The 13559-nt window shown below is 32.5% G+C and carries 6 protein-coding genes; all 6 read left to right on the top strand.

Annotated elements, in window-relative coordinates; all coding sequences use genetic code 11:
- Window positions 1-76 precede the first annotated feature (76 nt).
- The 6 genes from NBE98_RS03085 (at window position 77) to NBE98_RS03060 (ending at window position 13525) form a co-directional block, all read left to right on the top strand.
- Window positions 77-940, top strand: coding sequence for an LAPAL motif-containing putative phage structural protein (locus tag NBE98_RS03085; protein WP_250812472.1), 864 nt, complete (start codon window positions 77-79; stop codon window positions 938-940).
- Window positions 941-959: 19 nt separating this feature from the next.
- Entirely contained in the window at window positions 960-4199 is a 3240-nt protein-coding gene (locus NBE98_RS03080; RefSeq protein ID WP_250812471.1) for a helicase-related protein, read from the top strand.
- Window positions 4200-4204: 5 nt separating this feature from the next.
- On the top strand, window positions 4205-4966 hold the full coding sequence (locus NBE98_RS03075) for a DUF4391 domain-containing protein (protein WP_250812469.1): 762 nt from the start codon (window positions 4205-4207) through the stop codon (window positions 4964-4966).
- A gap of 1 nt (window position 4967) precedes the next feature.
- Window positions 4968-6818, top strand: a complete 1851-nt coding sequence (locus tag NBE98_RS03070) for a site-specific DNA-methyltransferase (RefSeq protein ID WP_250812467.1) — start codon at window positions 4968-4970, stop codon at window positions 6816-6818.
- A gap of 1 nt (window position 6819) precedes the next feature.
- Window positions 6820-9768 (top strand): type III restriction-modification system endonuclease, encoded by a 2949-nt coding sequence (locus NBE98_RS03065; RefSeq protein WP_250812466.1) that lies wholly within the window; start codon window positions 6820-6822, stop codon window positions 9766-9768.
- Window positions 9769-9871: 103 nt separating this feature from the next.
- A complete protein-coding gene (locus tag NBE98_RS03060; protein WP_250812465.1) occupies window positions 9872-13525 on the top strand; it encodes an ATP-dependent DNA helicase in 3654 nt (1217 codons plus the stop codon).
- Window positions 13526-13559 lie beyond the last annotated feature (34 nt).

Genomic DNA, 13559 nt, shown 5'->3' with positions numbered 1-13559 from the left:
TAAGAAAGGATTTTAATAATAAATGTAGAAAATAGTAATAATATACTAATTTTACTTACCAAAGGGGATGTAAAACTTGGGGAATTCAAATGAAGAAAGTACAATTGATTTTAGTATTAGATTTGGCGGGGAAAATTCCATTGATTCATATGAGTTAATCAATTCACTAGCTGCTACAGCTGGGCTTGTAGAACACATTTCAAGCAGAGTTTATTTCAACTCAATAACTAAGATTGAAGTAAAGGGCACTAGCGAAGGAAGCTTTGTATTACAATTAAGTGCGCTAATAGGTATGATGCCTTCTTTAATAACTCCAGATAACGTAGGCATGGCAAAAAATGGTCTTGATATATTTTGCAATCTACTGAAAATGAAGCAACATCTTAAGAGAAGTTCACCTAAGAGCGTACAAGTAGGGAGCGAGCTTGTTAAGATTGAAAATAAGGATTGCGAGAGCACCTCATTTAATATTAATGTTTATAATTTATATGATACTGAAACAGATTCAAAAATTAGACACTTATTTGAATCCAATAAAAGAGATTTTATTGAGATAAAGTCTAAAGATGAAACTAAAGTAAAGATAGAAAAGAAAGACTTTGATAACATGAGTAAACCTGTTGAAATTTTGAAAAAGGAAGATGTAAAGATAATAAAAAGCGCTTTTAGAACTACTTTAGGCATTAGAAAACCTGATTTAATAGGAGATACACAATGGGAACTCATTTTTAATAAGAAAATAAAAGCATATGTATTGGACAAAGATTTTATGGACAAGGTTCATGATGGGCAAATTTCTATTAATCCAAGAACTTTATTAGAAGCCCAATTAGAGTACGAAGCACATTATGATAATAATAATAAAGTAATAAAAGAGGAATATTTTGTAACTAAAGTGTTTGACATAATAGACGAGAAAATAGAACAGATGACTATATAGATTCGAGGGGATAAGATTTATGCCTAATAAATTTATTGATAATAAAAGGACAGGCCTTGTAGGAGATGTGCTGAAGGATAATATACAGGAAGGTTCCAAAGTATCCATTGCAGCAGCTCATATGACTTTGTATGCTTTTAATGAGCTTAAAGAAGCATTATCAAAAGTGGAACACTTTAGATTTATATTTACTGACCCGGTATTTATAGAAGCCAACAACAATACTATGGAGTTTAAGATTAAAGAAAATGAAGCATTAATTTATGGGAATGATGATGAAAATGCATATAAGTGCAATTTGAATCAATCTTATATTGCTAAGGAGTTTGTAGAGTGGATTAAAGAAAAGGGAGAAGTAAAACTTTATAACGGCAAAGGAATGAAAGGAAACCTATATTTAATTGATAATAAGGATGATGAGGACGTAGCCCTATTAGGAGGATCTCCTTTCTCTACATCAGGACTTGGAATAGGGGGAGCCAATTATAACTATGTTAACAGTCTCATAGACGATGAAAGAGAAGTAAATAAGGTTAAGATGTGGTTTGATGCTATTTGGAGTGATAAGAAGTCTTTAAAGGACGTTAAGGACAATTTAGTAAAGAAGATAGAGCTTCTATATAAAGACAATACACCACAGTTTTTATATTTTGTTACTCTATTTAATTTGTTTAAGAATTTTTTAGAAGAGAATGATAGCAGGGAAATTATACAATCAAGGACTGGCTTCAAAGAAACTATAGTATGGAATAAGTTATATAACTTTCAAAGAGACGGTGTAATGGGTGCTATAAATAAAATAGAGACTTACGGAGGCTGTATTATAGCTGATAGTGTAGGACTCGGTAAAACCTTTGAAGCACTTGCAGTCATCAAATATTATGAACTTAAAAATAACAGAGTACTGGTACTGGCACCGAAGAAGCTGCGTGAGAACTGGGAGATTTATAGACGTAACGACAAAAGAAATATCCTTCTTAATGACAGATTTTCTTACGATCTTTTAAATCATACTGATTTATCAAGAAAAGGTGGAAAGAGTGGAGATATAGATCTTGACTATGTAAATTGGGGGAATTATGACCTTGTTGTTATAGATGAATCTCATAACTTTAGAAACAATGTAGCTAGAAATGACAGAGAAACTAGATATGAGAAGTTTATGAAACAGATTATAAAAGCTGGAGTTAAGACAAAGGTACTTATGCTGTCAGCCACACCAGTTAATAATAAACTACAGGATTTAAAGAACCAGATAAGCTTTATAACAGAGGAAAAGGATGATGCTCTTTTTAAAGCTGCTAGTATACCAAGCATATCTCAAACAATAATAAAGGCTCAAAGACAGTTTAATAAGTGGTCAGAGATGGATGAGAAAGAAAGAACCACAGAAAAGCTTTTAGACATGCTTAATTGGGATTATTTTAAGCTTCTTGACTCTTTAACTATTGCTCGTTCAAGAAAACATATTGAAAAATATTACGACGTTAAAGATATAGGAGAATTTCCAACTAGATTAAAGCCTAGAAACCTTAAAAGTGATATTGATGAGTATAATGATTTTCCAGCACTTCAGACAATAAATAATGATATATTAAGGCTTAGACTCGCTGTGTATTCACCAATGAAATATATATTGCCTACAAGGGTTTATGCCTACAATGAAAAATATGATACAAGGGTTAGAGAAGGGAAAGGTGTATTTAAGCAAAGCGATAGAGAAAACAGCATTATATACTTAATGAAAGCAAGTCTTCTAAAGAGACTTGAAAGCTCGGTACACTCTTTTGCAATCACTCTTAGTAATATTATAAGCAGGATCGATTTCACACTTGAAAGATTACAGTCAATATCTGATGAGTACTCCATTAGGATGGATGAATTTGAATCCTATGATGAAGATATAGAGGATATGGCTATTGGAGATATAATTAAAGTCTTTCTAAGGGATATGGATATTATTAGGTGGAAGCAAGATCTTGAAATGGATAAGGAAGTTCTTGTATCCCTCCTTCAAAAAGCAAAGGAAGTTGATGCAAAGAGAGATAAGAAGCTTAATAACCTAAAGAAAGAAATAGAGTATAAGATTAATAATCAAATAAATAAAAACAACAAAAAGCTAATTATATTTACAGCCTTTGCTGATACAGCAGGATATTTATATGAAAATATAAGCACCTGGGTTAAACAGAAATATGGAATACACTCAGCCCTTGTAGTAGGCTCTGGAAATCCTAAGACTACATTGAAGTTAGACAGAACTGACTTTAATAGTGTTCTTACAAACTTTTCACCTGTATCTAAAGAGAGAAATAAGTTAAACACTAATATTACTGAAGAGATAGATATATTAATTGCTACAGATTGTATATCAGAAGGCCAGAACTTACAGGATTGCGACTATCTCGTAAATTATGATATACATTGGAACCCAGTTAGAATAATACAGAGGTTTGGAAGAATAGACAGACTAGGGAGTAAAAATAAATATATACAGCTTGTTAATTTCTGGCCATCTATAGAACTAGATGAGTATATAAACCTTGTAGGCAGGGTAAAAGAAAGAATGGCTATGGTTAACCTCTCAAGTACAGGTGAAGAAGATGTTATAGATGAAAAAGGCAATGAGATGAAAGACTTAGAATACAGAAGAAAGCAGCTGGAGCAGCTTCAAAATGAAGTTATTGACCTTGAAGATGTCTCAGGTAATATTTCTCTAACAGATTTCACAATGGATGACTTTAGAATGGATTTAATAAATTACCTTGAACACAACAAGGAAGCACTTTCAGAGTCACCAAAGGGTATTTATTCAGTAGTTACTAATGATAATGAGAATATACAGGATGAGGTACAAAGAGGAGTTATCTTCTGTTTAAAGGCACTAAACTATGATGAGAATGATTTAAAAGAAAACCCATTATATCCTTATTATATTGTTTATGTTAATGAAGTTGGCGAAATATTATATGGATTTAATCAAGTAAAGAAGATATTAGATTTATACCGCTCACTTTGCAGTAAAAAAGAATTTATACTTGATAAAATGGTAGCAGATTTTAATAAAGAAACAAGGTTTGGCAAGAAGATGGAGAAGTATAAAGATTTATTAGTAAAAGCTGTAGAGGCTATAAGTGGTAAAATAGAAGAGGAGACAACACTGAGTATATTCTCCTTAGGTGATTTAAGTGATTTAATGAGTGATACAGCTGTTACTATTGAAGATTTTGAAGTTATATCATATTTGATTATAAGGTGATGAATATGGATATATTTCAACAATTAGAACTAAATACTATAACACCTGTAAGTAAGAAGATAGACAAAAAAGCTTTCTATGAACAAGGAGATTTCAATAAGAATGAAAAGAAGCTTTTCATAGAAAGTGTTGAGAAGATTGAAGTCTCTTATATACTCAACTCCAGAAACATAAATGTACCATCCTATGAAGATGAAATAGTAAGCTATCAAAGTATAATGTTTATAACAGTATTATTTAGGAACATAGGACATGAAGATAGTATTGCAGAGATAATTAATGAATTAATACCTAATCCAGCAGTATTAATTTTTAAATATAATGATGGTATTAATGTCTTTACAGCTCTAAAAAGGCTTAATAAAGCTGATAATAATAAAGTTGTAATAGAAGAGATAAATTCTACTGAATGGATTAATTTAAGTAATGTGAAGTCAGAGCAGCAGGAGTTTATTAATTCAATTAAACTTTCTAATTTATCTTATATCAACTTTTATGAGTTTTATAAGAAGATTCATGAAAGTATATATGTGTACAATAACAGAAAGCATTTTAATAGCTTTAATGAGCTTAGTAATAATGATAATCTAGAATTAAAGAAAATCAAAATAGCGGAGCTGCAGGAACTAGAGTTACAGTTAGAGAAGATAATAAAAGCTATAAGAAAAGAAACGCAGTTTAATAAAAAGGCGGCTTTAAATGTTAAAGCTAAAGAGATAAAACAAACAATAGAGAAACTAGAAAATGAAATAAGAACGGAGTGTTAAGATGGAGAAGATGAACGGAAGTTCAATGAATTTAGTGGATGAAAATATTCAAAGTCTAAAACAACTATTTCCAGAAGCTTTTACTGAAGGGAAGATAGACTTTGAAAAATTAAAGCTACTTCTAGGTACAATCATTGATGAAAGAGAAGAAAGATATGAGTTAAGATGGAATGGTAAAACAAGTGCTGTAAAACTAGCACAGACCCCTACTATGGGGACATTAAGGCCAGATAAGTATATTAGTAAGAATTGGGATAGTACAGAGAACTTATACATTGAAGGTGATAATCTTGAAGTTTTAAAACTGCTTCAGAAATCGTATTTTGGAAAGGTTAAGATGATTTATATAGATCCTCCTTATAATACTGGGAATGACTTTGTGTATAAAGATGATTTTAGAGATAATATTAAAAATTATAAGGAAGTAACAGGTCAATCTACAAAAGCAAATACTGAGTTGAACGGTAGATATCATACAGATTGGCTCAATATGATGTATCCGAGAATCAAATTGGCAAGGAATTTATTAACTGAGGATGGAGTAATATTTATTTCCATAGATGACAATGAGCTTACCAATACAAAAAAAATCTGTGATGAGATATTTGGTGAGGATAATTTTGAAAGCATTGTGAGTTGGCGAAGGCGTCATAATCAACCTAATGATAAGACTAAGATGATTGCAAAAGTAGCAGAGTTCTTAGTTGTTTACGCAAAAAACTCCAATTCTTTAAAAGCTAATAAAGCTTTTTATGGCTTACCACTTACTGAAGATAGAATTTCTGAATATAGAAACAGCGACAATGATCCTAATGGTCCTTGGGCAACCAACCCGTGGAAGGCTGCAGTTGGACGTGGAGGTAGCAAATATAAAATTTCAACTCCAACTGGTAAAGTATTCGATGAAGTATGGTATGGCAATGAAAGTACTTTTAATGAACTATTGAAGCAAGGCAGAGTGCATTGGACGGATAGTGGCAATGGTTATCCACGAATCAAGATTTATTTATCAGAAGCAATGAAAGAAGGGCAAGCGGCTATTAATTTCTTTACTCATGAAAGATTTGGTAACAATCAAGAAGCTAGTGCTGAATTAGAATCTCTTATGCAGGAAAAAGGAACCTTTGATAATCCTAAGCCTACTAGATTATTGAAATCACTGCTTAAATTATCAACTAAAGATGATGATTACGTAATGGACTTTTTTTCAGGGACTAGTTCCTTAGCTGATGCAGTATTTCAAATTAACAGTGAAGACGGAGATAACCGTAAATTTATTATGATTCAATTACCTGAACTAACGGATGAAAGTTCTGATGCTTATAAAGCAGGCTATAAAAATATCTGTGAAATAGGCAAAGAAAGAATAAGAAGGGCTGGAGAAAAGATAAAAGAGGAAAATAAAGATAAAGAAGGGATTGATAATTTAGATATAGGTTTTAAAGTATTTAAGCTGGATGATTCTAATATTAAAACATGGAATCCAGACTATAATGAGCTAGAACAAGATCTTTTAGATATGCAAGATAGTCTTAAAGAAGGAAGAACTAATGAAGATTTATTATTTGAAATAATTCTTAAGATGGGCTTTGAACTTACAACTCCTATAGAAGACGTTAAGGTTGGAGATAAGGTTATCTATAACATAAGTGAAGGTGCTCTAATTATTTGCCTGGAAGATAGTATAACAGAAGATATTTTGAATAAAATACCAGGACTTAAATCAGAATTTATGAGAAGTGATGAAGTGAAAGTTATATTTAAGGAGAAAGGCTTCAAAAATGATAAAGAAAAGATGAATGCCATTCAGAACTTAAAGCAGCAAGGCATAACTAATGTAAGGAGTGTATAGCATGAAACTACAGTTTATTTCCAATCTACCCTATCAGGATTCCGCTGTAAACTCCATAGTTAATATATTTAAAGGTCAGAGCACTAAGCAGTCTAATTTTACTGTTCATAGCGGGGAATTATTCGGTGTTCTTCAAACAGAGTTAGGTATAGGTAATAGATTAGACCTTACTTATGAAGAAGTGCTTAAGAATGTACAACAGGTACAGATGAATAATAATCTCCCTAGAAGTGAAAAGCTTGAAGGTATGAATTTTACTGTAGAGATGGAGACTGGAACAGGTAAGACTTATGTTTACTTAAAGAGTATATATGAACTCAATAAGAATTATGGATATACAAAGTTTGTTATAGTTGTACCTTCTGTAGCTATTCGTGAAGGGGTAAACAAGAGTCTTCAGATAACCAAAGAGCACTTTCAAAGCATATTTGACAATGTTCCTTTTAATTACTTTGTATATGACTCCTCTAAGCTTGGTGAGGTAAGAAATTTTGCAACTTCAAACACAATTCAAGTAATGATAATTAACATAGATGCCTTTAGAAAGAGCTTTGTTGATCCTTCAAAGGAAGATAAGGCTAATGTTATTCATAGAGCCAATGATAAAATGCAGGGGTATAGGCCTATTGAGTTTATATCGCAGACAAATCCTATAGTTATAATTGATGAGCCTCAAAGTGTTGATACCACTGATAAGTCAAAAGAGGCTATAGCTTCACTTAAGCCACTATGTACACTGAGATACTCTGCAACACATGTAGATAAATATAATATGGTTTATAGATTAGATGCCGTTGATGCTTATGAGAATAAGCTTGTTAAAAGAATAGAGGTCATATCTGTAAAGGAAGAAGAATCCTTTAATAAGCCTTATGTAAAGCTAATGGAAGTTGCACCCCATAAGGCTAAGATTGAAATTGATGTTGTAGATAAGGGGAAACCTAAAAAAGTAGCAAAGTGGGTAACCCTAGGAAATGACTTAAAAGAGATTTCCGGAGGTAGAGATGTCTATGAAGGTTACCTTGTAGATGATATCAGCTGGGGGGAAGGCCAAGAATATATAGAGATTAATGGAAACTTAATATATCTTGGGGATGTTTTGGGGGAAGTTTCGGAAGATGAATTAAGAAGACATCAGATTAGGAAAACTATTGAGCAGCATCTTGATAAAGAGCTTCGATTAAATCATAAAGGTATAAAGGTATTAAGTTTGTTCTTTATAGATAAAGTTGCAAATTATAGAGAGTATGATAGTAAAGGGAATCCCCTAAAAGGTAAATATGCTTTGATTTTTGAAGAAGAGTATAGTAAGCTTATCAATAAGCCAAAGTATAGAACACTGTTTAATGATATAGATACATTAACTGAGGTAGAGAAAGTACATGATGGTTACTTTGCGGAAGATAAAAAAGGTAGAGTAAAGGATACAAAAGGTAATACAGCTGCAGATGATGATGTGTATAATAAGATAATGAAAAATAAAGAGCAGCTTTTAAGTCTAAATGAGCCGTTAAGATTTATATTCTCCCACTCAGCATTAAGAGAAGGTTGGGATAATCCTAATGTATTTCAGATATGTACTTTAAAGGATTCAGCAGGAACATATATTAAAAGACGACAAGAGATAGGGAGAGGTCTTAGACTTGCTGTAGAGCAGTCTGGTAAGAGAGTTGAGGACTATAATGTAAATGTACTTACTGTTATGGCTAATGAATCTTATGAGGACTTTGTTAGAAATCTACAGACAGAGATTGAAGAAGATACTGGAGTTAAGTTTGGTGTGGTTGAAAAGCATATGTTTGTCAGCCTTGCTTACGGAGATGCTGAAGGTAATGCAGTACCTTTAGGTTATGAGAACTCAGAAAAACTATATAACTTCTTGAAGGAAAATAAGTATATAAATGACAAAGGTAAAATTGAACAAAAACTTAAAACCGACTTAGATAATAATGCTTTCGCTTTACCTTATGAATTTAGTAATTGGCAAGCACCTATTGCACAGGAATTAAAACGTAGAATAGATAGACTCAAGATTAAAGACGGAAGTAATAAGAAGAAGGTAGAGATTAATAAAGGGATTTTAGAAAGTGCTTGCTTTATAGAGTTATGGGACAGAATAAAATATAAGACTACTTACTCTATAGACTTCGATAGTAACAAGTTAATAGAAAACTGCACTGAGAAGATAAAGACAATGCCAGTAATTCATTATCCAAGGTGGTACACGTCAAAGTATGGTATTACTATTCATAAGGAATCTGGAGTTGAAGCAAATATACTTGGAGAAAGTTTTGGAGATGAGGTTAGGGATGAAATAACTCTTCCGGATATCATTACTGAGCTTCAAAATAAAATAAATTTAACTCGAAAAACCATAATTGATATACTTGTTAAATCTAAAAGACTTGATGATTTTAAAAGAAATCCTCAGAAGTTTATAGATGCAGTATGGGATATAATTAAAAGAGAAATAAGATTATTTATAGTAGATGGTATTAAGTATCACAAGATTGAAGGAGAGGACTTCTATACTATAGAACAGTTTAATAATGAAGAGCTCCTGGCTTATTTAAAGGAAAATGCTGTTGAAAGCACAAAGTCACCATTTAATTATGTTCTCTATGATTCAGATATTGAATATGAGTTTGCAAAGAGATTTGAGTCAGATGAGCATGTAAAGGTATATGTAAAGCTTCCTAACTGGTTTAAAATTGACACACCACTAGGAAGTTATAATCCAGACTGGGCAGTGCTACTTGAAAAGGATGGAGAAGAAAAGCTTTATTTCGTGGTAGAGACTAAGGGAACAAATATCCTGGAGCTTTTAAAACCAGAAGAACAGGCAAAGATTAAATGTGCTAAAGAGCACTTTAAGGCGCTAGGAACGGATATGGAGTTTAGAGCACCTGAGAATGACCCTTCAAAGTTTATTAGAGAAGCGATTAGTTAAAATAAAAATTTATTTGTAATCAGCACTGGATATGTCATATCTAGTGCTACTTTTTTTGTGTAGTGGTATAATTTGTATATATTGATTTTTCGAGGTGAGACAAATGCAAGATAAATATCGTTTACGCCATGTATCATTAAGAGTTCCATGGCATGACGGCGGCTGGAAGGGATGTGTATGTGAAAACCCTAAGAATAACCTAGCATGTTTAAGATTGAAAAATATTTTACTTAGTAAGGATGAAGTCAAAGAAGATGAAATTAAAGGAAGGGCTTTCTCTGAACTTGATGAAAATGAAATTCCTCCTTGTCTTGGTGAGAGAGGAAGCTTTATGGCTGATTTCAGCCTGGTTAAAAGCAAGGTTCATCCATATGCTTCTATGAAGAAAAAAACACATGAACATTTTTTGCCTACAGAGTTTGAATATCCTCCATATTCAGCTGTTGGTGTACCATATAGATGGATGCTAAAGAGTAATTTAGGTGAGTTCAAGAGTTCATATGGTTTAAATTTAGACGAGTATTGGGAACCAAATTTAGGTTTTAGTACAAGCTGGGTTCAGGCAAGAGAAAATCAAAAGGAATTGCTTGATACATTTTTTGGACACATTAAACCACAGGAATCCATTTGTATTTTCTACGCAAAAGAAGTGCCCTTTGTTGAGGATTCAAGAAGAGTAATAATTGGAGTTGGAAGAGTGCTAAAGGTAGGGGAATGTGTAGAATACAAGTATACTGAGGATAAGGATATGAAGTCTGTCCTCTGGGAAAGAAACATAGAACATTCCATAAGACCAGACTTCAAGGATGGTTTTTTAATGCCTTATGATGAAGTTGTAAAGTTTGCAGAAAAAAATATTAACTTTCCTATAAAAGAAATGGTAGCCTTTGCTCCTGATGACAAATTTGATGAGTACTCTTATGGAACGGAACATATGAGTAACGATACCGTTATTGAATCTCTTTTAAATTGTTTAAAAACATTAAAAACTATTGAGCAACATATAGAAATAGACCTTTCGAATCAAATAAAATGGATTGACAAAATACTTGAAGAGATTTGGAGGTTTAGAGGAGCCTATCCTGGCTTAGGTTCTGTTCTGTGTGCATTAGGAATTCCTCTAGGAAATATTGTTGCTAAGGACATTCAGGATAAAATAAATGAAGACGAAGATCCATGGGAGTATTTAAATTATGTTTTTAACAACCCTAGCAAATACTTAACTGGAAATATTATAAAATGCATACCTAAGTTCCTTTGTGAGATATGGAAGACTATGCCAAATAACAGAAAAAAGTATCTTAAGCTTCTAAGCCGATTTGAAATAAGTAGCAGTGAAGCAGCAATGCTGCTTGATAAGACAAATAGACAGAAGCAAGGCATAAACTGTGAGGATGATGATCTTATTGAAAATCCTTATAGGATATTTGAGGTAACTAGAGAAGGCGAGTATCCCATAAGTATTGGAACTATAGATAGGGGTATATTTCCATTTGAAGCAATAGCTAATAAATTTCCACTTGAAGAGCCATCTTATCTAGATAGCGGTCTGGATAAAAGAAGAATAAGAGCACTTATTATAGAGATTTTAGAAAGGACAGCAGATGAAGGACACACCTTGCTGCCAGTTGAGCAGTTAAGACAAAGATTTGAAAGGCTATCTATAAGACCAGAGTGTATTATACATGAAGATATCCTTAATTCAGTTGAAAGCTATTTCCAGGATGAAATATACATAATACCTCTAAAAAATGGAACAAAGGCTTATCAATTAAAAAGGCTATATAGTATGGAAACTTTCATTAGAACGGTAATTGAGAAAAGAGCTAAATCAGTAAAATATCAACTAAATTTTAATTGGTTCAGGATAATGGATAAGAAATTTGGTAAGCTTGAGGATTTCCAAAGAGGGTATAAAAGAGAAAATGAAAAATTAGGGAGAGAAGAAAAAAGTAAGGCTTTAGATATTCTTTCTCAAAACAAGATATCCACTCTTATTGGACCTGCCGGTACAGGTAAAACTTCTGTTATTGATGTTCTTTTGTCAGTTGATGAAATAAAAAATGAAGAGGTATTACTTTTAGCTCCTACTGGTAAAGCAAGAGTTAGGATAGAGGAAGCTAGCAAAGAGCTTAATATAAAAGCTTATACTATTGCTCAGTTCTTAACAAAAAGCAAAAGATTTGACTGGAAAACCTTCAGGTATAAGATGCTGGGAAAGTCTGACGAAAGAAGCTATGGAACTGTTATTGTTGATGAAGCATCTATGCTTACAGTTGATATGGTGGCAGCTCTCTTAGAATGCATTAAGAAGGCAAAAAGAATCATATTTGTTGGAGACATAAGGCAATTACCACCTATAGGAGCTGGAAGACCGTTTGTAGATATTGTTGAGTATTTAAAGACAAAGGATTCCCTATGTGGTGAACTTACCGTTTTAAAAAGACAAGAGGATAATAAAGATGAGGAAAGGGATGACATTGCTCTAGCAAGATGGTTTAGTGGACAATTATTAAGTCCAGCTGAAGATGAAATATTTGATTTACTAGAAAGCAGGAAATCAACTCAATATATTGACTATGTAGAATTTGATGGCGAGGAAGATTTTAATGATAAGCTGATGAAAGTATTAATAGAAGAACTTAAACTTCAGAATGAGGAAGATATTAACGGCTTCAATAAATCACTTGGAGCAGTAGAAGTAAGTGGTAAAACCTATTTTAATCTTGGTTCAGCTGAGAAAATTGAAGAGTGGCAAATTTTATCTCCAGTAAGAAACCCTGCCTTTGGCTGTAATTCGATAAATCATTGGATACATAATACTTTTAGAAACAGCACATTGGAGTACAGTAAGAGCAATAGAAGAAAAATACCTAAACCTATAGGCAATGATGAAGTGGTTTATGGAGATAAAGTAATAAATGTGATGAATCACGGAAGAGATTGTTTTCCCAAGGATGCGGGGAAAGGTTATCTAGCTAATGGAGAGATAGGTATTGTAGTAGATGGCTTTAAGAGTAAGGATTTCACAAATATCGAATTTTCATCTCAGCTTGGAGCAAAATATGGTTTTAGTTATAGAGATTTTTCAGATGAGAATGACACTAATCCAATAGAGTTAGCCTACTCAATTACAGTACATAAGGCTCAGGGAAGTCAGTTTGATACTGTAATATTAGTAATACCTAAAAACTGTAGGATTTTGTCTAGAGAACTTATTTATACAGCACTAACAAGGCAAAAAAAGAAGATTGTACTTCTATGTCAGGAAAATATTCATGAGCTGAAAAAATATACATTAGATAATTCTTCAGAAACGGCACAAAGATTAACAAATTTGTTTGTTGAGCCTGACCCAATATATAATGAGGAAAGGCATACATTCTTAGATGTTAATTTAGTTCACAGAAACTCAAAGGGTGATTTATTTAGGTCCAAGTCCGAAGTTATAATTTCAGAGAGGCTTATTGCACATGGAATAAGCTATAGTTATGAACAGCCTTTAAAGCTTAACGGAAGTACTAAATATCCAGACTTTACTTTTGAAAATGATTATGGAGACAAATATTACTGGGAACACTGCGGGTTAATGAATGATGAAAATTATAAGAGAAGGTGGAATGCTAAATTGGGTTTGTATAAAAGAAATGGCATAAAGCCAATTAATGAAGGCGGAAACTTGATTATTACTTATGAGTTTGGCTCCAGTGGCATTGATGTACAAAGTATTGATAATCTGATAGAAAAGATAGTTTAGAATAATTATAAGTTAAATCTATAAAAAGTAGCTA

It is taken from the genome of Clostridium swellfunianum (assembly GCF_023656515.1).
Lineage (GTDB): Bacteria > Bacillota > Clostridia > Clostridiales > Clostridiaceae > Clostridium_AT > Clostridium_AT swellfunianum.
The sequence above is the reverse complement of the archived record's forward strand: the minus strand, read 5'-3'. Positions and strand labels throughout refer to the sequence as shown.